21 protein-coding genes are annotated in these 24,873 nt (G+C 60.2%); 15 read left to right on the top strand and 6 right to left on the bottom strand.

Annotation, left to right across the window (positions count from 1 at the left end):
• Positions 1 to 21: 21 nt before the first annotated feature.
• Positions 22 to 2,319: a xanthine dehydrogenase family protein molybdopterin-binding subunit gene (locus tag RDA78_RS17640; RefSeq protein ID WP_434051123.1), complete on the bottom strand. Its 2,298-nt coding sequence runs from the start codon at positions 2,317 to 2,319 to the stop codon at positions 22 to 24.
• A gap of 364 nt (positions 2,320 to 2,683) precedes the next feature.
• Between RDA78_RS17640 and RDA78_RS17635 the strand changes: the two genes are divergently transcribed.
• Positions 2,684 to 3,625 carry a DMT family transporter gene (locus tag RDA78_RS17635; RefSeq protein ID WP_434051122.1) on the top strand — a complete coding sequence of 314 codons (942 nt, stop codon included), beginning with the start codon at positions 2,684 to 2,686 and terminating at the stop codon, positions 3,623 to 3,625.
• 46 nt (positions 3,626 to 3,671) lie between these two features.
• Here RDA78_RS17635 and RDA78_RS17630 read toward each other — a convergent pair whose 3' ends face one another.
• Both RDA78_RS17630 and RDA78_RS17625 read right to left on the bottom strand, forming a co-directional pair.
• Positions 3,672 to 5,342, bottom strand: a complete 1,671-nt coding sequence (locus RDA78_RS17630) for a long-chain-fatty-acid--CoA ligase (protein ID WP_434051121.1) — start codon at positions 5,340 to 5,342, stop codon at positions 3,672 to 3,674.
• A 303-nt stretch (positions 5,343 to 5,645) separates the two neighbouring features.
• Positions 5,646 to 6,803, bottom strand: coding sequence for an AAA family ATPase (locus tag RDA78_RS17625; RefSeq protein WP_434051120.1), 1,158 nt, complete (start codon positions 6,801 to 6,803; stop codon positions 5,646 to 5,648).
• A gap of 80 nt (positions 6,804 to 6,883) precedes the next feature.
• On the opposite strand from RDA78_RS17625, the gene RDA78_RS17620 reads away from it, so the two are divergent.
• Positions 6,884 to 7,429 carry a hypothetical protein gene (locus RDA78_RS17620; protein WP_434051119.1) on the top strand — a complete coding sequence of 182 codons (546 nt, stop codon included), beginning with the start codon at positions 6,884 to 6,886 and terminating at the stop codon, positions 7,427 to 7,429.
• Positions 7,430 to 7,451: 22 nt separating this feature from the next.
• Here RDA78_RS17620 and ade read toward each other — a convergent pair whose 3' ends face one another.
• Entirely contained in the window at positions 7,452 to 9,167 is a 1,716-nt protein-coding gene (ade, locus tag RDA78_RS17615) for an adenine deaminase (protein ID WP_434051118.1), read from the bottom strand.
• On the opposite strand from ade, the gene RDA78_RS17610 reads away from it, so the two are divergent.
• The 8 genes from RDA78_RS17610 (at position 9,157) to eda (ending at position 19,024) form a co-directional block, all read left to right on the top strand.
• Complete coding sequence (locus RDA78_RS17610; RefSeq protein ID WP_434051117.1) at positions 9,157 to 10,842, top strand: ROK family transcriptional regulator; 1,686 nt, start codon at positions 9,157 to 9,159, stop codon at positions 10,840 to 10,842. The two genes, ade and RDA78_RS17610, sit on opposite strands and share 11 nt — an antisense overlap.
• 23 nt (positions 10,843 to 10,865) lie before the next feature.
• The gene (locus RDA78_RS17605) at positions 10,866 to 11,882 is read left to right on the top strand and encodes a sugar ABC transporter substrate-binding protein (protein WP_434051116.1); all 1,017 of its coding nucleotides are present in this window, start codon (positions 10,866 to 10,868) and stop codon (positions 11,880 to 11,882) included.
• Between the two features lie 71 nt (positions 11,883 to 11,953).
• Positions 11,954 to 13,036 carry an ABC transporter permease gene (locus RDA78_RS17600; protein ID WP_434051115.1) on the top strand — a complete coding sequence of 361 codons (1,083 nt, stop codon included), beginning with the start codon at positions 11,954 to 11,956 and terminating at the stop codon, positions 13,034 to 13,036.
• The gene (locus RDA78_RS17595) at positions 13,036 to 13,809 is read left to right on the top strand and encodes an ATP-binding cassette domain-containing protein (RefSeq protein ID WP_434051114.1); all 774 of its coding nucleotides are present in this window, start codon (positions 13,036 to 13,038) and stop codon (positions 13,807 to 13,809) included. The genes RDA78_RS17600 and RDA78_RS17595 overlap by 1 nt, the downstream gene beginning before the upstream one ends.
• A gap of 80 nt (positions 13,810 to 13,889) precedes the next feature.
• Positions 13,890 to 14,837, top strand: a complete 948-nt coding sequence (locus RDA78_RS17590; RefSeq protein ID WP_434051113.1) for a carbohydrate kinase family protein — start codon at positions 13,890 to 13,892, stop codon at positions 14,835 to 14,837.
• A 98-nt stretch (positions 14,838 to 14,935) separates the two neighbouring features.
• Complete coding sequence (zwf, locus tag RDA78_RS17585) at positions 14,936 to 16,411, top strand: glucose-6-phosphate dehydrogenase (protein ID WP_434051112.1); 1,476 nt, start codon at positions 14,936 to 14,938, stop codon at positions 16,409 to 16,411.
• Positions 16,412 to 16,542: 131 nt separating this feature from the next.
• The gene (edd, locus tag RDA78_RS17580) at positions 16,543 to 18,363 is read left to right on the top strand and encodes a phosphogluconate dehydratase (protein ID WP_434051111.1); all 1,821 of its coding nucleotides are present in this window, start codon (positions 16,543 to 16,545) and stop codon (positions 18,361 to 18,363) included.
• Positions 18,364 to 18,385: 22 nt separating this feature from the next.
• Positions 18,386 to 19,024, top strand: a complete 639-nt coding sequence (gene eda / locus RDA78_RS17575; RefSeq protein WP_434051110.1) for a bifunctional 4-hydroxy-2-oxoglutarate aldolase/2-dehydro-3-deoxy-phosphogluconate aldolase — start codon at positions 18,386 to 18,388, stop codon at positions 19,022 to 19,024.
• Between the two features lie 40 nt (positions 19,025 to 19,064).
• On the opposite strand, the gene RDA78_RS17570 is transcribed toward eda, so the two are convergent.
• Positions 19,065 to 19,670, bottom strand: a complete 606-nt coding sequence (locus tag RDA78_RS17570; RefSeq protein ID WP_434051109.1) for a PilZ domain-containing protein — start codon at positions 19,668 to 19,670, stop codon at positions 19,065 to 19,067.
• Positions 19,671 to 19,934: 264 nt separating this feature from the next.
• Between RDA78_RS17570 and pgi the strand changes: the two genes are divergently transcribed.
• The 5 genes from pgi (at position 19,935) to RDA78_RS17545 (ending at position 23,254) form a co-directional block, all read left to right on the top strand.
• Positions 19,935 to 21,557, top strand: coding sequence for a glucose-6-phosphate isomerase (gene pgi, locus RDA78_RS17565; RefSeq protein ID WP_434051108.1), 1,623 nt, complete (start codon positions 19,935 to 19,937; stop codon positions 21,555 to 21,557).
• A gap of 195 nt (positions 21,558 to 21,752) precedes the next feature.
• Positions 21,753 to 22,022, top strand: coding sequence for a glycine zipper domain-containing protein (locus RDA78_RS17560; RefSeq protein ID WP_306144589.1), 270 nt, complete (start codon positions 21,753 to 21,755; stop codon positions 22,020 to 22,022).
• Between the two features lie 55 nt (positions 22,023 to 22,077).
• On the top strand, positions 22,078 to 22,347 hold the full coding sequence (locus tag RDA78_RS17555) for a lipoprotein (protein ID WP_434051107.1): 270 nt from the start codon (positions 22,078 to 22,080) through the stop codon (positions 22,345 to 22,347).
• A gap of 297 nt (positions 22,348 to 22,644) precedes the next feature.
• Positions 22,645 to 22,863 carry a hypothetical protein gene (locus RDA78_RS17550; RefSeq protein ID WP_434051106.1) on the top strand — a complete coding sequence of 73 codons (219 nt, stop codon included), beginning with the start codon at positions 22,645 to 22,647 and terminating at the stop codon, positions 22,861 to 22,863.
• 118 nt (positions 22,864 to 22,981) lie between these two features.
• Complete coding sequence (locus RDA78_RS17545) at positions 22,982 to 23,254, top strand: hypothetical protein (RefSeq protein ID WP_319382942.1); 273 nt, start codon at positions 22,982 to 22,984, stop codon at positions 23,252 to 23,254.
• Positions 23,255 to 23,318: 64 nt separating this feature from the next.
• Here RDA78_RS17545 and RDA78_RS17540 read toward each other — a convergent pair whose 3' ends face one another.
• Positions 23,319 to 24,860: an acetolactate synthase large subunit gene (locus RDA78_RS17540; RefSeq protein WP_434051105.1), complete on the bottom strand. Its 1,542-nt coding sequence runs from the start codon at positions 24,858 to 24,860 to the stop codon at positions 23,319 to 23,321.
• Positions 24,861 to 24,873: the final 13 nt, after the last annotated feature.

The following is a 24,873-nucleotide window of genomic DNA, read 5'->3' as shown; positions in this document are numbered from 1 at the left end:
TTTTGTTGGTCTTGGCAGGCTTTATTTCGCAGCCTGGATCGCTTCCCAGACCCTGAGCGGGGTCGCAGGCATGTCGATTAGCTCGCTGACGCCGGCGCCGTCCTTGAGCGCCATCTGAACCGCGTTCATGACAGCCGCACAGCCACCGATGGTCCCGGCTTCCCCGGCGCCCTTGATGCCCATTGCGTTGGTTGTCGACGGAACGTTGCGGGTCTCGAAATGAATATCGGAAAGATCCGCCGCCCTCAGGAGCCGGTAGTCCAGCAGCGACGCCGTCAGAAGCTGGCCGTCCTCGTCGTAGACCGTATGCTCGCACAGCGCCTGGCTGACCGCGTTCGCGGCCCCGCCGATCACCTGGCCTTCCAGGAGCAGCGGGTTCACCGTCACACCGAAGTCATCGATGATGACATAATTCAGAAGCGCAACGTCCCCGGTCTCCGGGTCGACTTCCACTTCGCACACATGGGTTCCGTTGGGATAAGTCGCCTCGTTCTGGCGCACCTCTTCGCGCGCCGACAGCGTTTCTCCGGCAGATGCGACGATCTCCGCAAGGCTAACCTGCTGGTCTGTGCCGACCACACGGACGATCCCGCTTTCAAGTTCCAGATCTTCCACGCCGGCCTCCAGACGGTCGGCAGCAAGCTCCTTGACCTTTTTCACCAGAGCGTCGCTGGCATCACGAACCGAGGGCAGCCCGAGCGGGATCGAACGCGACCCGCCGGTGCCACCGCCATTCTCGACGCGGTCGGTGTCTCCCTGGATCACCTCGACATCATCGATCGTCACGCCGAATTTCTCCGCAACGACCTGGCTGTAGGAGGTGGCATGGCCCTGCCCGTTGGTTTGCGTGCCGATCAGAAGGGTGAGATTGCCCTCTTCGCTAAGTTCGACCGTTGCCTCTTCGCCGCCGGGAAAGGCGCAGGCCTCGATATAGGAGCACAGGCCGATGCCACGATATTTGCCCGCCTTTGCGCTGTCAGCCTGGCGGGACGAAAATCCTTCCCAGTCTGAAACTTCGAGAGCCTTTTCCAGATGTCCCGCGTAGTCGCCTGTGTCGTACATGCGCCCCGTCTGGGTGGTGTAGGGCAACTGTTCCGGCCTGATGAAGTTACGTTTGCGGATCTCGATCGGTCCAAGACCCGTTTCTTCACCGGCCTTGTCCATCAGACGCTCGATCAGGTAGGCCGCCTCGGGCCGGCCTGCGCCGCGAAACGCGTCCGTCGGCACGTTGTGCATGTAAATGCCCTCGGTCTTCGCGAACACGGCCGGTATGTCATAGAGCCCGGACGACATGGCCGTGCCGACCCACGGGATGAAGGGCGCGAACTGGCTGAGATAAGCGCCCATGGCCGCTTTCACGAGCACCCTCATTCCAAGGATCTTCGCGTTCTCGTCGAGTGCGAACTCGGCGGTGCTGAGATTGTCCCGCCCGTGCGCATCGGTCACGAAGTGCTCCATGCGCTCCCCTGTCCAGCGAACCGGCTTGCGCAGCCGCTCCGCCGCGATCATCAGCAGCGGGTATTCGCGGTAGCAGAAGGCCTTTGTTCCGAAACCGCCGCCGACTTCCGGCGTGATCACCTGGATCTTGTCCTTATCCAGCCTGAGCACCTTGCAGATGACATCACGCATGCCGTGGCCGCCCTGCGTGCCGAGCGTGAGCTTGTAGCGTTCGCTGTCCGCATTGAACTCGGCGACGCAACCACGCAGCTCCATGTAGTTCGCAACGATGCGGTTATTCACGATCTCGATGGAAACCGTCTTGTGTGCGGAGGCGAAGGCTTCATCTGCTCTGGCTTCGCTGCCGTGGCCGAAGGTGAAGGCGATATTGGAGCCATGTTCCGGCCAGACCTTCACGGCGTCGGGAGCAAGCGCATCGTCGATGCTGATCACGACGTCAAGCGGCTCATAATCCACTTCCAGCATCTCGGCGGCATTGCGCGCAGTATTGACGTCTTCTGCAACGATGAAGGCGATGGCGTCGCCGACATACCTGACTTCATCGGTGCACAAGAGCGGTTGCGGCGGCAGCCAGTGGTCGGTTCCGTCAATCTGCTTCAGGCGCGCCATGGTGGGCAATGTATGGCCTTCGACATCGGCCCCGGTGAGAACCATATGCACCCCGTCCATGGCTGCAATATCGGCGGTGTTCTCGACGCGGATTTTCGCATGTGCCATGGCGGAACGGACAACGACGCCGTGCAGACAGCCCTTGGGCTGGTAGTCGCCGGTGTAAATGCCCTCACCCGTAATGAGAGGCTCATCTTCCTTGCGGCGCAAAGGCGCGCCGACACCGAATTTCGGAGTGACCATCTGGTTCATGAATCTGGACCTGTGTTTTGGGAGGACTTCCCTGGAAATCAGAATACCGAAGACGACGGATATGCACCCATGTATGTTCCGGAGGCCACCCTAACCAGTGGTTCTGTTGCCTTTTGCGCACCGAAACAGGCGTGCACTGCAAAATATAACCGGTTCGGCGCAGAAGGCAAACATTGCCGCAATCGCTTTTCTTCCGGCACAAAAGCGCATAGCCTGAGAGCATCGCCACCACCAAATCGATCGAACGGATCGTCACGCGCATCCCGCACCGCGCCGCTGTCCCGGTTTTCGTTCGCTCCAGACACATGGAAACACCCCAGGAGACAGGCCCGAAACCGGATGCCTGGCGTCAAAGGACCGCAACTTGCTGAAACGAGTCGAACAGAAGCTGGCAGCAATGACAGGTGGATTGCCGTCCAATACGGTGGGTGCCCTCTGGGTCCTGCTCGCAGCCTTCGGCTTCACGGTCATGGTGACCCTGATCAAGTTTGTTGGACAGGACATCGGCGTCTTTCAGATTCTCGTCGTTCGCCAGGCCGTGATGCTCATGATTGTCGCCCCGACCATACTGCGCGGCTTGCCGAGTTCGCTGTCGACACAACGGCCCGGCCTGCAGCTTGCCCGTGTCCTGTTGGCAACCACGGCGATGCTCTGCGGTTTCACGGCGTTTATTGAACTTCCCCTGGCCGATGTCACCGCGATCAGTTTCTCGCGCACCTTCTTCATCACCATCTTCGCCATCTGGTTCCTGGGCGAGACGGTAGGCATCCACCGCTGGGGCGCAACCATCGTCGGCTTTCTTGGCGTTCTCCTGATGTTACGGCCGGGTGCGGAAGGGTTCATCGATCCTTACGCGCTTCTTGCCATCACAGGCGCGGGCTGTGCCGGCATGGTCATGATCGTTGTGCGTATTCTAACACGCACTGACAGTCCGGTTACCATCCTCACCTATCAGGCGCTCGGGGTCGGTCTCATCATGCTTGTCCCGGCGATCATCAACTGGCAGACACCCACTCTGCACCAATGGAGCCTGATGATCCTGATCGGCATCGTGTCCTGGGCAGCGCAGCTCGCCAACATCAAGGGGTTCAAGGCGGGTGAGGCAACCGCAATCGCGTCGCTCGACTATACCCGGCTCCTTTATGCGACCATTTTCGGCGCCCTGGTCTTCAGCCAATGGCCAAGCGTAGAGACCCTGATCGGTGCCGCGATCATTATCGCCGCCTCGATCTACACGGTGCGGCGCGAAGCCAAACGAGGCCGGGAGTTGGCGCGCGCCGCAGAAGGGCGCGGCGAATCTCACTAGGACGCGCAGCCTCTGACGCCGCTGCCGCATCGCCTCGTGGAAACGGCTAAGCGCTTTTTGCCTGCGCCCGGGCGCGCTTCTGGGCCTCTTCCTCGACCAGTTCCTTCTTGGAAAGCTTGCCGACCATGGTCTTTGGCAGTTCATTTCGAAATTCAAATTCTCTTGGAAGTTCAATCGCTGAAAGGTGCTCCTTGAGAAAAAACTTCAAGTCTTCACCGGTCAGGGTTTCGCCTTCCTTCAGTTTGACGAAGGCCTTCGGCGACTGACCGCGATATTCGTCGGGAATGGCAATAACGATTGTTTCGTCGACGGCCGTATGCTGATAGATCGCTTCTTCGATCACGCGCGGATAGACGTTGTATCCGGAACACAGAATGAGATCCTTGATCCGGTCGACGAGATAGATGAAGCCGTCCGCATCGCGGTAGCCGACATCGCCGGTGTGCAGATAGCCTTTCGGCGTGATTGTGTCCGCGGTCGCGTCGTCCCGTTTCCAGTAGCCCTTCATGACCTGCGGGCCATGCAGCAGCAACTCGCCCTTTTCACCTTCCGCCACATCCGTTTCACGGTCTTCGATACTGACGAAACGTGCACTCGTGCCCGGCACAAGACGGCCGATGGAGCCGGCGCGGCGGTTTTCATCAAGCGGATTGACCGCTGCAACCGGGGACGTTTCCGTCAGGCCATACCCTTCCACAAGGATACACCCGGTCAGCTTCTCGAAACTCTCCTTGACCTCCACCGGCAAGGGAGCGCCTCCGGAAATGCACAGCGAGATGCTGGACAGGTCGTAGCTTGGCGTGAGAGGCGAGTTGTTGATCGCCGTATAGAGCGTCGGCACGCCCGGGAACAACGTCACCTGTTTGCGCTTGACCGCGTCAAGCAGCGCCTTCAGCTCGAAGCGGGGCTGCAGCACCATCTCCGCGGCAAGAATGACCGACAGGTTCTGGGCAACGGTCATGGCAAAGACGTGAAAGAAGGGCAGCACGCAGAGCATCTTTTCCTTGCCCGGCTGCGCCTTTTCAAACACGCATCGCATCTGCTCGATATTCGCCGACAGGTTCTTGTGCGTGAGCATGGCTCCCTTGGGCACCCCGGTGGTGCCGCCGGTATATTGCAGAACCGCGATCGCCTCCTCCGGGTCGATTTGAACCGGCTGCGGCGAAGCGCTTTCCGTTTGCAGCTCGTCGAACCAGACATGCCACTCGTCACGCGGAATGACGGCAAGTTCCTTCCGCTTGAAGAGGTTGAACAGCACCTTCTTCATCGTCGGCAGACAGAACGACATCGGACACACGATGATCTTGTCGAGGACCTTTTCCTTCCGGACCGCCTCGACCTTGTCGTAGATCACCTTAAGATCCATCGTCACCATGATGCGCACATCCGCATCGCGCGCCTGAAAGCTGATTTCGCGTTCGACATAGAGCGGGTTGAAGTTGGCGACCGTCGCCCCGATTTTCAAAATCGCGAAGTAGAAGATCGTGTAGAAAGGCGTGTTCGGGAGGCATAGCCCCACATGCACACCGGGCCCGACGCCCATGGCCTGCAAGCCAGCCGCTGTCGAATTCACCAGTTCACCGAGCTCGTCATACGTCCAGACCTTGCCCATGAAGTCGGTTGCCGGGGATCCGCCGTAATTCGACACCGTGTTTTCGAGATATTCGTGCACCGGACGGGGCCTGAAAGCCGCGTTCCACTCCTCCGCAGTCGTCATAACGTTCTCCAACGCGTTATTTTCCGCTTCAACGCTTGAGTCCCGGCCAGCCGTCTTGTCCGTTTACCGCGACATAGGTCGCGGTGGGACACCTCCATCCCGGCGCCAGGCGCATTGAATGCGTCTCATCTTGCTTCTCCTTGACATGACGCAACCTTCCGTTCACGTCAACTCACGACGTAACGACACCTCGTCACTTTTTTTGTGCGCAGAGCCGGCGCTCTCAAGCCCGCCGAAATGCGCATCAAAGAAAGTGCAAGTTAAATCAGCATTTTGAACAGCAGAGCACTCGGAAGGACGAGGCTATCGTTTCGGCCAGTCCCAACGCGGCAGTTCCTCGACGTCAGCTACCGTTTCGCCGAGTTCCTTGCGCAATTCATAGCGAATGCACCCGGGAAGAACGGCCAGCGTGTCGACCAGATCGCGCGCATGGGACACGACAATGACCTGCGTTTTTTCCGCTGCCCTGGTGACGAGCCGCCCCAGGGGCTCCAGCAGGTCGGGATGAAGGCTTGTTTCCGGTTCGTTCAGAACGATCAGCGGTGCCGGACGGGGAGAGAGCAACGCGGCAGTTAGCAAGAGGTACCGCAGCGTGCCGTCAGACAATTCGCTGGCCCGAAGCGGTCGCAACAGCCCCTTTTGCTGCATGAACAGCTCGAAGTAACCTTCGTTGACGCTCACGCTGATCGATGCACCGGGAAAAGCATCGTCGATGGCCTCGGCAAGTGCAACCTCGTCGCCGATCTCGATGATGGTTTGCAGAGCCGCCGCCAGGTCGCCGCCATCGGCGCTGAGCACCGGCGTGCGCGTTCCGATGCGCGGAAACCGGGCGGGTGCATCCCGGTCCGTGCGCAGATGATCGTAGAACCGCCAGGCGCGCATGCGCTCGCGCATCACCAGCAACTCCAGCCCGTCCTTCGGATCGGCGGCATGGGTCATCATGCTGTCGAAGCGCGCCATGTTCTGGTAGACGGGTATTCTCTGTCCCTGCGCGTTCAGGACGCGCACGGTCGGACCGTTTCTGCCCGCAATCTCATTGGAGCGTGACAGGGCCTCCCCAGCCCACAGGGCCTCGCTCTTGATCTCCGGATCCATGGAAAAAAGCGAACGTCCGGCATCCGCCGGCAGTCCGAGATCGATGGCATAGCCGTAATCCTCGTCGGCAAAGCCGAGCTTCAGGCTGATCACGTTCTTGCGCACCGTGCCCTGAACCGGAACTTCGCCCTTTTTCATGCGCCTCGAAATCGCTTCCGGGCCTGCCCAGAGCGTCGATTGCAGCCCGCCTTCCGCCGCGATCGACGCGATCGCCTGGCCCTGCGCCACCTCGGCCAACAAGCGGATCGACCTGTAAAGGCTCGACTTGCCGCTGCCGTTCGCGCCGGTCACGAGCGTGATCCTGTCGAGAGGCAGAACGATCTCCCGAAGCGAACGATAGCCTGAAACAGCCAGCGTGAGGATCATGTGAACCGCCGCCTCCCTGAGTGGACACATGCCGATGATACGCGCATAGTCTGCGGAATTCTCTTCATGGTGGCGCAGACATGATCAACCCGAAAGAAGCGACCGAGGACAGCCATGCTTTGAACCTGGCCATTTTCTGCTTCGTCGGGTTTGCCTGCCTTCTTTCCATCTACATCCACTATGACAGTGGTTTGAAATACTGGTTGCTGGAGTATTTCGGCGAAGAAGCCCACGCAGTTATTCTGAATGTTCAGGACGCGCAGGGCGACAACGTGACGCTCAAGGAGGCGTTGCACGACTCCCCGCGCGATACGTTCAAGAACAGCACGCATTTCTACACGCACGGGACGATGATCGTGGAGATCAATCCGACCGGCAACCATCCGCTGGCGCTGACCTTCAGGGTGCCGGACACCTGGTCCTCCGGCCTTCAGTCGGAATGGATTCAGGTAACGTATCTTGGCGCCAATCCGAAAATTGCACATCCTTCGGAACTCCTGGCTGAGTTTTCCTTCGACGCAAGGGTCTTGTTCTGGTCATTGGTCATCGCCGCGGTCGTGTTCTTTTTCGGTTACAGGTCTGCGCAGAAATGGGCCAGTTTCAGAAACCGGATGCGGCGATACTGACGGACGCTTTGCGCGCGCAGCTTCACTGATCGACCAGTTCAAACCGGTCGACATCAAAAACCCCGTGATCCGTGATCTTCAGGTGCGGGATGACCGGCAGCGGCAGAAAGGCCACTTGCAGGAACGGTTCTTCCAGCGTGCACCCGAGCGATCTGGCAGCCGTTCGCAGCGTTTCAAGATCCGTCCTGACCGTCTCGAACGGCTCCAGGCTCATGAGTCCGGCCACCGGCAACGCCAGTTCGGCCATAACGCCATCGCTGTCCGCGACGGCAAATCCGCCCTTCATGGCAATCACGCCGTTGACGGCATTCGCGATGGACCGGTCATCCACGCCGACGACACAGATATTGTGGCTGTCGTGGCCGACCGAACTGGCAATCGCACCGCGCTTCATGCCGAAACCGTGCACGAACCCAAGCCCGATGTTGCCGCTCTTGCCGTGCCGTTCGACGACGGCAACCTTCAGGACATCCTGTTCAAGGTCGGGCAGTGTCTTGCCGTCCGTGACCGGGAGACGTTTCACAAGGTGTTCGGTAATGATCTTGCCCGGCAGAACACCAATCACGGATATCTCGTCGTTTCTGGCCGGAATTTCGAATTCGCTTGCCGCAATGGGCTCCATCTTGACGCTTGCAAGGCCCACCGGCGCGACAGAACCCCGGGCCGCGAACGCGGCGTCTGTCACCTGCCTGCCTCCGCAGACGACCCGGTGCACCCGGCAATCCTCGAAGTCGTCCAGCAGGACGATGTCCGCCCGCTTGCCTGGTGCAAGCAGGCCGCGGTCGCTGAGACCAAAGGCATTGGCCCCGGACCAGCTGGCTGCGCGATAAGCGTCGAGCGGGCGGATACCCTTGGCGATCAGGCGGCGCACCATGCTGTCCAGATGGCCTTCCTCCGCGATATCGAGCGGGTTCCGGTCATCCGTACACAGCGCGACAAAGGCGGAGACATCCGGTGTCAGAATGGGCGCCAGCGCGTCCAGGTCCTTGGAGACCGAACCCTCCCGCATCAGAATGGTCATTCCCTTGGAGAGCTTTTCAAGCGCTTCTTCCGCACTTGTTGCCTCGTGATCCGTGCGGATACCGGCCGCCAGGTAGCCGTTGAGACCAAGTCCGGAAAGCAACGGCGCATGCCCGTCGATATGTCCGTTCTGAAAGGTGGCAAGCTTTGCCAGGACCTTCGGATCGCACGCAAGGACGCCTGGAAAATTCATGAATTCGGCGAGACCGATCACGCTCGGGTGGTCGCGGAACGGCAACAGATCGTCGATTTCGAGACAGGCACCGGCCGTTTCGAACGAGGTTGCCGGAACGCAGGACGACAGATTGACCTTCAGATCGAGCAGCGTCTCAAGCGATGCGTCAAGGAAGTAACGGATGCCTTCTGCACCCAGAACATTTGAAATCTCGTGCGGATCGCAAATCGCGGTGGTCACTCCGTGCGGCAATACGCACCTGTCAAACTCGAACGGCGTGACCAGTGATGATTCGACATGCAGATGCGTATCGATGAAGCCCGGAACCGCAACACGTCCCTCGCCGTCCAGCGTCTCACTGCCCTCGTAACTGCCATAAGTACCCACGATGCGGTCCCCGACAATTGCAATATCGGTTTCCCTGCATGATCCGTCGAGAACATTGAAAAGTTTGACATTTTTCAGGACGAGATCGGAAGGCTCCTCGCCTGCCCCGGCTGCAATCGCGCGTTTGAGGAAACCCTCGTCATGTGTGACCGGCATTCTGACTCACTCCACTTCCAGTATGTCACCCGACAATACGAATCCTGCCGCTTCCGGCAATGGTCTTGCACACCATGCCCTCCATTGTTGTCAAAGAGCGGGGTACAAGTTTGATGCAAATCCCTCAGATTTATTCCGCAAAGTCATATGCCCTTACGTTATTTTCTCTGCTAAGCTGTTATTGGAAAACGCCTTGTCCATCAGGGTTTTGTTGCAGCACAATATCGAATCCGTGCAGTGCAAAACAATTAATGAATTGACAGATCGTTCAGCTCGGCGAATAATTTCATCAAAATTAATTATTATGAAGCTGCCCATCCGGCAGGGTAGCCCCTTGGGAGGAACAAGGAAGGTGGACGAGCCCCGTACGTCTGGTCGAGGATCGAATTCCGCACAATTGCGCCGCTACAACGAGCGCATCGTGCTGCAGATCCTGCGACGCGCCGGCGAAGCCTCGAAGGCTGAACTCGCCCGCGCCGTGCAGCTCACGAACGCGGCGATCGGTGCGATCATACAGGACCTGATCGAGGAAGGCCTCATCTTTGAGGCGGGCAAGCGCCACGATGGCAGCCGAGGACAACCGGCGACGATCCTCAAACTAGCGCCTGACGGCGCCTATTCCTTTGGCGTTCGTCTCGATCGCACCAACATCGAAACGGTGCTGATGGACTTCTCCGGAAAGATCATCGATCGGCGCATTCATGACATGATGCTGCCCGCCCCTGAAAAGACGATCGACATCCTCACCGAAGATCTGAACGGTCTGCGCGCCAATCTGAGTGATGAAATGCAGGACCGGATCACAGGCATCGGTCTGGCGCAACCCTTCAACCTCGGTGCCTGGCTGCACGAACTGGGCCTCCCGGAAGCCGATTTCAAGAAATGGGAAGGTTTCGATCTCGCGGCTGCTCTCGAAAACGCCACGGCGCTTCCCGTTTTCGGCGAGAACGACGGCACGGCGGCCGCGGTTGCCGAACTGTTTTACGGCCGGGGCCGTCAGCATGACAATTTCCTCTATCTGTTCCTGGGTCCTGCCATCGGCGGCGGTCTGGTGCTGAAGGGCGACGTGGTCAAGGGGATGTCAGGAAACGCCGCCGATGTCGCGTTCCTGCCTGTTCCGCCCAGCGTCCTGCCAACAGCCCCCAAACCCAAGCAGACCTGGGACATTTTGTTGACCCGTGCGTCTCTGGTTTCCTTCGCGCGGCATCTCTCGCCGGACGGGTTTGAACAACTCGATCGGTCCGACTTGCAGGCAGCCGTGGAAACGGATGATCCGAAATATGTCGAGTGGATGGACGACTGCGCCGCCGCTCTTGGATTGGCGCTGCGCTCGGCCTACGCGCTTCTCGACGTTCCGCTCGTGGTGATCGACAGCGATCTGCGGGGTTCTTTTCCGGAGACCTTCCGGCAGAAGGTCAGGTCCGCCGTCGAAAAGGCCGCACCGGAACAGCGGCAATCACCTGAAATCGAAATCGGCAGTTTCGCCCATGATGCCGGCGCGATCGGCGCGGCGAGCCTGCCCCAGTTTTTCAACTTCTCGCCCAGAGCAGCCATTCTGACGGGCGGGAAAGACAAGGGACCCGCTGGAGCAGGCAGTGCGGAAGACAAAGCCAGCTTTCCGGCAAGGGCAGCGAGATTGGGGTCACATCTGGCCGAACCCAACCGCTCAAACTGAAATAGGCCAGGGAGGAAAAACAAATGATCCGCAAATTACTTGCGACTGGTTCAGTCCTTGCCGCCATGGTGGCGGCACCGGCAGCGGCAGCAGATATTTCAGCCTGCCTGATCACAAAAACCGATACCAACCCGTTCTTCGTGAAAATGAAGGAAGGCGCGACGGCCAAGGCTGGAGAGCTTGGCATCGAGCTGAAATCCTTCGCCGGCAAGGTAGACGGTGACCATGAGACCCAGGTTGCCGCCATCGAGACCTGCATTGCCGACGGCGCGAAGGGCATCCTGCTGACTGCGTCCGACACGTCCTCTATCGTGCCGGCGGTGCAACAGGCCCGTGACAACGGCCTCCTCGTGATCGCCCTTGACACGCCCCTCAGCCCGATCGATGCCGCCGACGCGACCTTCGCGACCGACAACTTCCTGGCCGGCGAACTGATCGGCAAGTGGGCCGCTGGCGCGCTTGGTGACAAGGCAGCCGACGCAAAGATCGGCATGCTCGATCTTGCCATCAGCCAGCCGACCGTCGGCGTTCTGCGCGACCAGGGCTTTCTGCAGGGCTTCGGAATCGACCTTGGCGACCCGAACAAGTGGGGCGATGAGACCGATTCACGCATTGTCGGCAACGACGTGACACAGGGCAACGAGGAAGGTGGCCGCCGCGCCATGGAAAACCTTCTTGCGAAAGACCCGATGATCAACGTCGTCTACACGATCAACGAACCTGCCGCGGCGGGGGCATATGAAGCCCTAAAGGCGATCGGCCGCGAGAACGATGTTCTTATCGTATCCGTCGATGGCGGTTGCCCGGGCGTCCAGAACGTCAAGGACGGCGTGATCGGTGCGACGTCGCAGCAATACCCGCTCCTGATGGCCTCGTTGGGCATCGAAGCCATCAAGACCTGGGCCGACAGCGGCAAGAAGCCGGAGCCGACACCGGGCAAGGACTTCTTTGACACGGGCGTCGCTCTTGTCACGGACAAGCCGGTAGATGGCGTCGAATCCATCGACACTGCCAAGGGCACGGATCTCTGCTGGGGCTGATTCCCCCTACAAGACAGAAAGGGGCAAGGTCTTCCTTGCCCCTTTTCAAGGGCGCATAGAGGGAAACGGGCATGACCTCAGACAACAAGACCGCGGGTGGGCAGGCAAACTTCGAAGCTGCAGCAGAAGCCAGTCCTCAGGCCGTGGCATCCTTTGACGATCATCATCAATCACTGGGACAGAAGATCCAGCACACGCTGCACCAGACCCCGTCTCTGGTGCCGCTGATTGTCCTGATTTTATCCATTGCCATTTTCGGCATTTTGTTGGGATCGAAGTTTTTTTCGCCGTTTGCGCTGACCCTCATTCTGCAGCAGGTGCAGATCGTGGGTATCGTCGCAGCCGCGCAGAGCGTCGTGATCCTGACCGCCGGTATCGACCTTTCGGTCGGCGCGATCATGGTCCTGTCCTCGGTCGTGATGGGACAGTTCACCTTCCGGTACGGCTTGCCCGTTGAAGTGGCGGTCGCCTGCGGTCTTCTGTGCGGCACGATCTGCGGCTACATCAACGGCTTTCTTGTCGCGGTCGTGAAGCTGCCACCGTTCATCGTGACGCTCGGCATGTGGCAGATCGTTCTGGCCACCAACTTCCTTTATTCCGCCAACGAGACGATACGGTCCCAGGATATCGCCAAGGCGGCGCCCTTCCTGCAGCTGTTCGGCACCAAGGTGAATATCGGCGGCGCCATCTTCACCTACGGCGTCATTTTCATGGTTTTGCTGGTGCTGATCCTTGCCTATGCGCTGCGCCAGACAGCCTGGGGGCGTCATGTCTATGCGGTCGGTGACGACCCGGAAGCGGCCCAACTCTCGGGCGTCCAGGTCAAGAAGGTTCTCATTTCCGTCTACATGCTCTCAGGCCTGATCTGCGCTTTCGCGGGCTGGGCCATGATCGGACGCATCGGCTCCGTCTCGCCGACATCGGGACAGCTTGCAAACATCGAATCCATAACCGCGGTCGTGATCGGCGGCATTTCGCTCTTCGGTGGCCGGGGCTCGATCCTGGGCAGCCTGTTCGGTGCCCTGATCGTCGGCGTGTTCACTCTCGGCCTGCGCCTGCTCGGCGCGGACGCCCAATGGACCTATCTCCTCATCGGATTGCTCATCATTGCAGCGGTCGCGGTCGACCAGTGGATCAGAAAGGTGTCAGTCTGATGGAACCCGTCCTGCAAGCACGCAACCTGGTCAAACGCTATGGCCGCGTTGTCGCCATGGATCATACCGACTTCGAACTCTATCCCGGCGAGATCCTCGCCGTGATCGGCGACAACGGCGCCGGCAAGTCCACCCTGATCAAGGCCCTCAGCGGCGCCGTTATTCCCGACGAGGGTGATATTCTCCTCGACGGCAAACCGGTGAACTTCTCCACGCCTATTCATGCACGCGATGCCGGCATCGAAACCGTCTACCAGACGCTTGCCATGTCGCCTGCCCTGTCGATCGCGGACAACATGTTCATGGGGCGCGAGCTCAGGAAACCGGGCCTCATGGGCTCGGTGTTCCGGCAACTGGATCGAAAGAAGATGGAGGAGGTCGCCAGGGAGAAACTCAGTGAACTGGGCCTACTCACGATCCAGAACATCAACCAGGCGGTGGAAACCCTGTCCGGCGGTCAGCGCCAGGGGGTTGCCGTGGCGCGGGCGGCCGCGTTCGGGTCCAAGGTCATCATCATGGACGAACCGACAGCGGCGCTCGGTGTCAAGGAAAGCCGCCGCGTTCTGGACCTGATCAAGGACGTCAAGGCGCGTGGCCTCCCGATCGTTCTCATCAGCCACAACATGCCGCATGTCTTCGAGGTGGCGGACCGCATCCACATCCACCGGCTCGGGCGGCGCGCCTGTGTGATCAAGCCATCCGACTTTTCAATGTCCGAAGCCGTCGCGATCATGACGGGCGCGATGGATCCGCCGGAAAACATGGCGGCCTGAAGACACCTGCAAGGTAACGAACCCGCGGTCCGGCTGCGCCGGCCCGCAACATGAAACACGTCTAACTGTCTGGACTTGAAATGTTCCTGATCTGTGGTGAAGCCCTGTTCGACCTGTTCGGCGACCAAAGTGCGCAAGATGGCGCCCGTTTCGACGCGAGAATAGGCGGGTCGCCGTTCAACGTTGCCATGGGCCTGGCGCGTCTCGGCGAAAATGCCGGGTTCTTCGGCGGAATCTCCAACGACACGCTCGGTGCGAAACTCGTCGAGAAATTCCGGAAAGAGGGTGTGTCCGAGCGCTACATCCTCAGAACCGACTATCTCACGACCCTGAGCCTCGTCCAGAAAGACGATCTGGGCCACCCCGCCTACACGTTTTACGGCGCAAACGCCGCGGACCGTATGGTCACACTGGACGATCTGCCCGATTTTGACGACCCGCCGCTGTTCCTGCATCTGGGGTCCTACACGGCCCTGGTTGAACCCGTGGCGGGCACCCTGAAAGCCCTGATAGAACGCGAGCGCGCGCGCACGCTGGTGTCCTTTGACCCGAATATCCGCCCCACGGTGGAACCCGATCTCGGCCTGTGGCGGCAAAACACGGAAAGTCTCGCGCCCTTGGCCGATGTAATCAAGGTGAGCGACGAAGACCTGGCGCTGATCGCGCCGAAGGAAGAGGTCTCCGCGATTGCCCGCCGATGGGTTTCGGGCGGCACGGCACTCGTCATCGTCACGCGAGGGGGCGAAGGTGCGCAGGCCTTCAGCAGCTCTTTCGAGACGGCTTGTCCTGGTATCCAGGTAAATGTAGAAGACACTGTCGGTGCAGGCGACACCTTTCAGGCGGCCCTGCTGGCGGGTCTCAAAAGGCTTGGGGCAACTGACCGAAAATCGCTGGCGGAGCTTGACGAACAGCGCGTCAGCCGTCTTCTTGAATTCGCAGTCCAGGCTGCGGCAATCACCTGCTCGCGGCGCGGTGCCGATCTCCCTCGGATCGCGGAACTGCAAAAAGAATGGTCAAAGCTCATTTGAGGGGCTGACAAAAGATTTAAATCGATTTAAAAGCCCTCCGGGTTCTGCTGGAGCTGCAAAAGGCCCGGCAACAGACAAGCTGTTGGAAGGATAGTGCCATGGCGGTACGCGTCATTGAAGTTCAGGAATTCGACCTGGTCGTGTTCGGAGCATCCGGCGATCTGGCGCACCGCAAGCTTCTGCCCGCTCTTTATCACCGCGATGCGGACGGGCAGATGCCCGAACAGGCCCGCATCATCTGCAGTGCGCGCCGCGATTACACCGACGACGACTACAGGGCCTGGGCGGAAAACGCGCTCAAGGAACACGTCAAGGATCTCGACGAAGAGCATCTCGCGCAGTTTCTCAAGCGTCTGCATTATGTGAAGATCGATGTCGCCACGGGCAAAGGCTTCGAGGATCTGAAAACGGTCCTGGACGAACGTGCGGATGTGATCCGTGCCTTTTACCTGGCAGTCGGGCCTGACCTCTTCGGTACGATCTGCGAAAACCTCGGCAGGGTCGGCGTCGTCAACAGGCATGCCCGCGTGGTCATGGAAAAGCCGATTGGCAAGGACGGCGCATCGGCCAAGGCCCTGAACGACACAGTTGGAGCCGTGTTCAAGGAAGACCAGATCTTCCGTATCGATCACTATCTCGGCAAGGAAACCGTTCAGAACCTGATGGCGCTTCGCTTTGCCAATGCTCTGTTCGAACCGCTCTGGAATGCCGCGCATATCGACCATGTCCAGATCACGGTCGCCGAGTCCCTCGGAACAGGCGGACGGGCCGGATACTACGACACCGCCGGCGCGCTGCGGGACATGGTTCAGAACCATATCCTCCAGCTTCTGTGCCTTGTTGCCATGGAACCGCCGGAATCCATGGACGCGGACAGTGTCCGGGACGAAAAGCTGAAAGTCTTGAAGGCCCTCACCCCGATCGACGCCGAGGGCGCCGACAAGTTGACCGTGCGCGGGCAGTATCGCGCTGGCGCATCCGCCGGCGGAGCCGTGCCGGGTTACCTTGAAGAACTCGGCAACGATGAGAGCCGGACGGAAACCTTTGTCGCCCTAAGGGCCGACATCGCCAACTGGCGATGGGCGGGTGTCCCGTTCTACCTGCGCACGGGCAAGCGCCTCGCCCAGCGGGTTTCGGAAATTGTCGTGCAGTTCCAACCGATCCCCCATTCCATTTTTGATACGGAAGCCGGCAAGATCACGGCCAACCGGCTCATCATCCGCCTGCAGCCCGATGAAGGCGTTCAGATGCAGGTCATGATCAAGGACCCCGGACCCGGCGGGATGCGCCTCCGGCAGGTTCCGCTCGACATGAGCTTTGCCGACGCTTTCAAGGTACGCAATCCTGACGCCTACGAACGCCTCATCATGGATGTGATCCGTGGCAACCAGACCCTGTTCATGCGGCGTGACGAGGTTGATGCGGCATGGGCCTGGGTCGATCCGATCCTGACAGCCTGGGCGGCATCAAAGGAAACGCCCAAGGGATACACCGCGGGGACCTGGGGCCCGTCGGCTGCCATCGCGCTCGTCGAGCGTGACGGACGCACCTGGTCGGAAGAAGACGGCATCTAGGAAAACTGCGCAGGCTTTGCCTGCCAGATTTCTGTCATTTAAATCGATTAAAACGCAAAATGGGGCAACATAGCCCTATCTGCTCTCAGACACCCCACCCAGCCACGCGTGGCGAGGAAAGGATCAGAACAATGACAATCCAGGATCGCATCGGCGACGTTACGGAACGGATCGTCAAACGCAGTCATGACAGCCGGTCCCTTTACCTGGAAAGGATCGGCAAGGCTGCCGAACAGGGGCCGCAGCGGTCCCGGCTTTCTTGCGGCAACCTTGCGCACGGATTTGCGGCCTGCGGCGTCTCCGACAAACAGGCGCTTTCCGGAGATGTCGTTCCGAATCTCGGCATCATCACGTCTTACAACGACATGCTGTCGGCGCATCAGCCATACGAGACCTACCCCGCGATGATCCGTGAAGCGGCCCACGAAGTCGGCGCTGTCGCGCAGGTCGCAGGCGGCGTTCCGGCCATGTGTGACGGAGTCACCCAGGGTCAGGATGGCATGGAACTGTCGCTGTTTTCCAGGGACGTTATCGCCATGGCGGCTGCCGTCGGCCTGTCGCACCAGATGTTCGATGCCGCGGTGTTCCTCGGCATTTGCGACAAGATCGTTCCCGGCCTCGCGATTGCCGCTCTTTCCTTCGGCCACATGCCCGCGGTCTTCATCCCCGCGGGCCCCATGACCACCGGCATTTCCAATGATGACAAGGCCAAGGTGCGCCAGCTCTACGCGGAGGGAAAGGTCGGGCGCGACGCGCTTCTTGAAAGCGAGTCCAAAGCCTATCATTCACCCGGAACCTGCACTTTTTACGGCACCGCGAATTCCAATCAGATGCTGATGGAAATCATGGGACTGCATATGCCTGGCTCCTCCTTCGTCAATCCGGGCACGCCGCTGCGCGATGCGCTGACAAAGGAAGCTGCCAAACGCGCCCTGGCAATTTCCGCGCTCGGCAATGAGTACACCCCGGCCGGCGAGATCATCGATGAAAAGGCGATCGTCAACGGCGTGGTCGGTCTTCATGCCACGGGTGGATCCACCAATCACACGATGCATCTGGTCGCCATTGCGGCAACAGCCGGGATCAAGCTGACCTGGGACGACATTTCCGACCTGTCGGACATTGTGCCGCTCCTCGCCAGGGTCTACCCGAACGGCAAGGCGGATGTTAACCACTTCCAGGCAGCCGGTGGTCTTGCCTTTCTCATTCGCGAGCTGCTCTCGGACGGGTACCTTCACAAGGACGTCAAAACGGTCTACGGCACGGACCTGTCCGGTTATACGGTGGAAGCCAAACTGGACGAGAACGGCAACCTCCAGCGCGAAGACGCGCCTGAAACATCGGGGGACGAAACCGTTCTGGCGCCGCTTTCCAAGGCCTTCCAGCCGACTGGCGGTCTGAAAATGCTCAACGGCAATCTCGGCAAGGCCGTGATCAAGGTTTCTGCGGTTGCCAAGGAACGCCACATCATCGAAGCCCCCGCGCGCGTCTTCCATTCGCAGGACGCCTTCCTGGACGCCTTCAACAAGAAGGAACTGAAGGGAGATGTCGCTGCTGTCGTACGCTTCCAGGGCCCGAAGGCGATCGGCATGCCCGAATTGCACAAGCTGACACCCTGTCTCGGCATTCTGCAGGACAAGGGTTACAAGGTTGCGCTGATCACTGACGGCCGCATGTCGGGCGCGTCCGGCAAGGTGCCGGCGGCAATCCATGTCACGCCGGAAGCCGAAAACGGCGGGCCGATCGCAAAGATCCGCGACGGCGACATGATCCGCATCGATGCTGTCACCGGTGAATTGAAGGTCCTCGTCGATGAGAAGGAGTTTGACGCCCGCCCTGTAGCAGTCGCCGATCTCAGCGAACATCAGTTTGGTGTCGGCCGCGATCTTTTCACCGCCTTCCGCGCCAATGTCGGCACGGCGGACAGCGGCGCGCACGTCTTCGGCGCATAATCAGGAAATCTGGGAGAGTTCAATGGCACAGGATATCGAAAAAATAGAAACGGTGATGTGCGCCGCGCCCGTTATCCCGGTTCTCGTCGTCGAAGATCCGCAAAAGGCCGTCCCGATGGCGACGGCCCTGGTGAAGGGCGGTCTGCCCGCAATCGAAATCACGTTGCGGACGGAACGTGCGCTGGAGGCCATTGAGGCGGTCAGCAAACATGTGGAGGGGGCCATTGTCGGCGCGGGCACGGTGCTGGACGGCAAGCAATATGATGCGGCGGTTTCGGCCGGATCCAGGTTTATCGTTTCACCAGGAGCCACAAGCAACCTTCTGGACGCAGCCGACGCGCACAGCGTTCCGCTTCTCCCCGGTGCGGCCACCGCTTCAGAGGTGATGTTTCTGCTTGAGCGTGGCTACCAACGCCTGAAATTCTTCCCGGCCGAACAGGCCGGCGGCGCGTCCTATCTGAAATCGCTCTCCTCTCCGCTTGCGGCAGCGAAGTTCTGTCCAACGGGAGCTGTCAGCCTGGACAAGGCCCCAGCCTATCTTGCGCTACCGAACGTTCTGTGTGTTGGCGGGTCCTGGATCGCGGACGCCAAGGCGATCGCGTCGGATGACTGGGCTGGCATTGAGGAACGGGCACGTGCGGCGAGCAGTCTCAACGGCTGACGTCCTGACGCCGTTCTGACTGAACGGAGGGACCAGACGCTCAGGCGTCTTCGGTGTCCTCGGCAGGCATTCCCATGGCGCCGGCCACGACCGGGCCTTCGGATTCCTCCAGGGTTCTGTCCCAGAGAAGCCGCATGCCGGCGGACTTGTCATTGCGCCATGCAAATTCGGCAACCACCGGCTTGTTAAACTTGTGCATGGTCAGAAGCACTTCTTCCGGCAAAGCGGTGAGCCCGTTCGCCTTGACCTTGCAGCCGTTCTTGGCGGCGTCGACGATGGTGCCCTCGATTTCCGTGATACCTTCCAGATCGGCGATCTTGACCGGAATCTTGACGTCGTTCCGCTTTTCCCGGCGCTTGTCGCTGACCTTGCTTTCGCTGGTCACGAACACCACCGACGCGTCATTGCCCTTGACGGACGTCACCTGCGCCTTGGAGAGTTTGCGCGCACCGGAAAAGCGGATGCCGATATTCTTGTAGAGGTCCTCGACATGCTCGGAGGTGACCTTGCAGCCCCACTCGTTCACGTTCGTGATTGAGGCATCGATAATGGCGAACGTATCGAAATCGACGACCTGAACATCTTCGCTGGCTTCAGGGTTTTCCTGAAGATGCGTGAGAGCGGGATCCATTTTCACGTTGCTCATGGGTTTAAGACACCTGAATTCTTCTTCCGTTCATGGCCTGTGCTGAGCAAGCACGCGGACCGAACGCTATGGTAAAACTCCTAATTTCCCGTCAATCCACCCTGTTTTCGCTCCTGGAGCGCGCCGATTTCACAGTGTCTGCCGCCAAAAGCGATGGAACCGCGCCGCAGAAAAATCTCCACTACGTCAAAATGCTGTGCTAATTGGATCGCTATCTGCCGTTACTGAAATCCAGACAGTTAAATCGATTTAAGGGGAAGTCCCATGACACTCGAAGCGACTCTCATGTCTCTCGCCGGACAGGCTGAAAAACTGAACAGCACCACGCTTCGGAACCTGTTTGCCGACGATCCGGGCCGCTTTGAAACGTTCTCGGCACGCACGGAAGACCTTCTCCTCGACTATTCGAAGACGAAAATCGATAGCGACACGCTGAACAAACTCATATCGCTGGCCGTCAAGGCCGGCGTGGAAGGCCGGCGGGCAGCCATGTTCGCGGGGGAAAAGATCAACGAAACCGAAAAACGCGCGGTGCTTCATACCGCACTTCGGAACAAGTCCGACAAGCCTGTCATGGTCGACGGTGAAGACGTCATGCCGGATGTCAGGTCGGTGCTGGATGCCATGGCGGACTTTGCCGAAGCGATCCGGTCTGGTGAGCTGGTGTCCTCGTCGGGCGCTCCCTTTACGGACGTCGTCAATATCGGCATTGGCGGATCCGATCTCGGCCCCGTCATGACGACGCTCGCGCTTGCGCCGTACCACGACGGGCCGGAGCTGCACTATGTCTCCAACGTGGACGGGGCTCATATCGCAGATACGCTGGAAAAGCTCGACCCGGAAACAACGCTGATCATCGTCGCGTCAAAGACCTTTACCACCATCGAAACGATGACCAACGCGGCAACCGCGCGCAAGTGGATCGCGTCAGCCCTTGGCGAAGACGCGGTTGGCAAACACTTTGCAGCCGTGTCGACAGCGCTCGAAAAGGTCGAAGCGTTCGGCATCGACAGCGCGCGGGTCTTCGGTTTCTGGGACTGGGTCGGCGGACGCTATTCCATCTGGTCCGCGATCGGCCTGCCGCTGATGATTGCAATCGGTCCTGATGCGTTCAGCGACTTTCTGGAGGGCGCCCATGCAATGGACGTGCACTTCCAGGAAGCGCCTCTTGAAAAGAACCTGCCGGTCCTGATGGCCCTTATCGGTGTTTGGCATCGGGATGTCCTGGGCTACGGCGCGAGAGCGGTGTTGCCCTATGACCAGCGCCTGTCGCGCCTCCCCGCTTATCTGCAGCAACTCGACATGGAATCCAACGGCAAGCGCGTCAAGCTGGACGGAAGCCCGGTCGACGTGGATACCGGGCCCCTCGTCTGGGGCGAACCGGGCACCAATGGCCAGCACGCCTTCTACCAGTTGCTGCATCAGGGCACCACGGTCATTCCCTGCGAGTTCCTCATCGCGAAGGAAGGCCATGAGGACGACCTGCGCCATCACCACGAGCTCCTGACAGCAAATTGCCTTGCCCAATCCGAAGCGCTGATGCTCGGACGGACACTTGAGGAAGCGAAAACCATCCTTGCAGCTTCGGGAATGTCCGAAAGCGATGTGGAGCGGCTTGCGCCTCACAAGGTGTTTCCGGGCGACCGCCCGTCATTCACGCTCGTTTACGACAAGTTGACCCCTTACGCACTCGGACGTCTGATCGCGCTTTACGAGCATCGCGTCTTCGTTGAAGGCGTCATTTGGGGCATCAACTCGTTTGATCAGTGGGGCGTGGAATTGGGCAAGGAACTGGCGACCGCGCTCCTGCCGATGGTCAAGGGCGATGCGGAGGCAGACCTGAAGGATGCATCCACGCGCGGTCTGCTCGCCGCGCTGAAGAGGTGATCGAATCCGCCTTACTTTCGCCCAATGGACCCTATCTGTTCCACAGCACAGAAAGACTCTGCCCGGTCAGCAAGTTGGCTTTTGTGTACTGTAGGAATTGATAGATTGCCCCGGCGCGCAAAGCAGCTTAACCTTGGCAAGACTTTAAACTATTAAAATTGCCGCACCGCGCGGTCTTGAAGGGAGTTACCTTTAATGAAGAAGCTTGTTCTGCTCGCTGCAATCGGCGTTGCTTTGGCAGGGTGTCAGTCTGACAGCCAGACGGACCGTGCCCTGGTCGGCGGTGGCCTTGGCGCAGCAACCGGTGCCGCGATCGGTGCTGCAGCGACCGGCGACGTCGGCGGTGCGCTTGTTGGTGGTGCAATCGGTGCAGCTGGCGGTGCGATCGTCGGCGCAGCAACGACACCGAAAAACTGCGTGGCTTATGACCGTTACGGCAATCCGTATCGCGTCGCTTGCCCATAACAAAACTTTGCAGCCCTGACTGTGTGACAATGCCGCGGATCGGTAGGATAAAATCATGAAAAAACTGTTTTTTGTTGCTGCCGCTGCGGCGCTTCTTGCTGGCTGTCAGTCGGACAGCCAGACTGACCGGGCACTCGTAGGCGGCGGCCTCGGAGCCGCGACCGGTGCCATCATCGGTGCCGCAGCTGGAGGCGGCGTCGGTCCGGCCCTCGCCGGTGCGGCAATCGGTGGCGCGGGCGGTGCCATTGTCGGCGCCGCAACCGCTCCGAAAAACTGCGTCGCCTATGACCGGTACGGAAACCCCTATCGCGTCGTCTGCCCCTGATCACAATGCACCACAATGGCCCTCGGCGTTAACGGGCCATTTAGGTTACGCAATCCATAATGAGACGAATTGGTTTTGAGCGTCTTGACGGGCTCGAAGGCTGAAGATCTTCGTCCGCGCGGCTTCTTCTTCGTTCGACGGCATCAGGTCATGACCCTCAGCATCAATTGGCGCCGATTCGGCTGTACCTCGTAGGAGCGGCGTGCCAGGCAGAACGATTTCATCTGCAGTGGCCACCCTATGCGGACCCAGCCAAAACCGTCGTCAGATCACACTCATTTTGAGGTCGTATCCGACATGAAACAGATTTTGGTCGTGGCAGCAGTGGCCACCCTCCTCGCCGGCTGCTCCACAAGCAGACAAACGGACCGGGCAATCATCGGCGGCGGCCTCGGTGCTGCAACCGGTGTGATCGTCGGTGCCGCAGTGGGCGCAGGAGCCGCCCCGGTCATCGCCGGCGCGGCCCTTGGAGCGGCCGGCGGCGCTGCGATCGGCGCCGCCACAACACCGCGGTGACCGGCTGAAGCCTTCGTCCGAGCGCCTTGATAAAGCTTGGATAACCTGACCTCGGTAAGATTCTGTTAACCATACATCTGCACGCTGGCGGGGCTAATTCCTTTGCTGGGGAGCATGGATGAAACCGATTCTTGCCGTTGCAGCCCTCGCCTTCCTTCTGGCCGGGTGCGCCAATACCGAGAGCCAGCGCGACCGGATGCTTATCGGCGCCGGGCTGGGCGCAGCGACCGGCGCGACGATCGGTGCCGTGGCAGGATCAACGGTCAACGCGACTATTGCCGGTGCGGCCCTGGGTGCTGTCGGCGGTGGGCTTATCGGTGTCGTCACGACACCGCGCAATTGCATTGCCCACGACCTGAACGGCACACCGTACAAGGTCAGATGCCCGTAAACAGCGTCTTCTGAAAGCCTGAACCGCGCCGCCCTGATACCAGCCTGTGCTCCTCCGTGGTGTGCTAGATCGCGGCCTCGATCAGGAAGGGTCCTTGCGTGCGTGCCGCCATTTCCATCGCTTCGGCGAAGGATTCCTCCGTATCGGCGCGCACGGCTTGAACGCCATGACCGGCAGCCAGTGCCACCCAGTCAATCAGCGGGTCCTCGATATCGAACATGGCGCGTGCATTGCGTCCCGGTTTTGGCGCGCCCTGCGCCTGAAGCTCGGCATGCAGGATCTGGTAGCCGCGGTTCGCAATGATGACGAACGTGATGTTCAAGCCTTCGCGCGCGGCCGTCCACAGGCACTGGACCTGATACATGGCGGACCCGTCTCCGGAAACGGCAAGGACCGGCCGGTCCGGACATGCCACGGCCGCTCCAAGCGCGTTCGGCAGGCATTGTCCGATCGATCCGCCGGTATTGTTGATGCGGTCATGATGCGAAGACCCGTTCACCGCCGGCCAGATACCGGGTCCGGCGGTCACCGCTTCGTTCACCACGATCGCGCCGTCGGGAAGCAGGTTCGCAAGCCCGCGCCCGATCCCTTCCGCAGAGAGCGGTCCGCTTTCAAGCGGCGGCACGTCATAAGCGATCCTTGCAACGTCTTCGCTGTCATCGACACCTGCTGCCTCCGCAAGCTTTTCGAGCGTCCACATGACGTCCCAATCGGCAAAGCAGAGTTGTCCGATCGCGCAGCCCGCCGGTTCCGGCGTTGAGGGTTTTCCCGGATAAGCGAAGAAGTTGACCGGCGGGTCTTCCCCGACCAGAACGATATGCTTCAGACCGGACAGGAACTCTGCGCTCACGTCGACGTTATAAGGCAGCATCTCGGACGCCACGGCCCCGTCGCCGAGCGCGATGCGGGGTGCGAAAAACGGCGCAAGCAGCCGGCACCCTGTGCGGGCGGCGATCTTGCCGGCGAGTTCCGCCCCCGCACCATAAAGCGCCGGACCACTCGCCAGAAGGGCGGCTCCTGGAAGCGTCAGGGCATGCGCGGACGCCTTGACGCGGTCTTCGTCAGGCCGGTGCTTGCGAACCGGCGGCAACTCGCTCGCGGGTCCCGACCCGCTGTCACCCCACGCCGAATCCGCTGGAAGGATGACGGTCGCGATCTGGCCGCTGCGCGCCATCCGGATCGCCTCGGCCCCTGCCCCCGCCACCGTGGAACTGTCTGTCGCGCGTCGGACCCAATGAGAAACCGAGCCGACCACGCCATCGAGGTCCGCCTGCAGCGGCGCATCATGCTTCAGGTGATACCCGGCGTGATCGCCAACGATGTTGACGACACCGGACTGTCCCTTGCGTGCGTTGTGAAGATTGGCCCAGCCGTTGCCGAAGCCGGGTCCGAGATGAAGCAGAGTGCCGGCCACGTTGCCGCTCATGCGGGCGTAGCCGTCTGCGGCTCCGGTCACTCCACCCTCGAAGAGGCAGAGGATGCAGCGCATCTCCGGATGCGTGTCCAGGGCTGCAACGAAATGCATTTCGGACGTACCCGGATTGGCAAAGCAAACCGAAACGCCGGAAGCCAGCATTGTCTCAACCAGCGCTTCCGCACCATTCATCCCGGCGTCTCCT

It is taken from the genome of Roseibium sp. (assembly GCF_051016195.1).
GTDB lineage: Bacteria > Pseudomonadota > Alphaproteobacteria > Rhizobiales > Stappiaceae > Roseibium.
The sequence above is the reverse complement of the archived record's forward strand: the minus strand, read 5'-3'. Positions and strand labels throughout refer to the sequence as shown.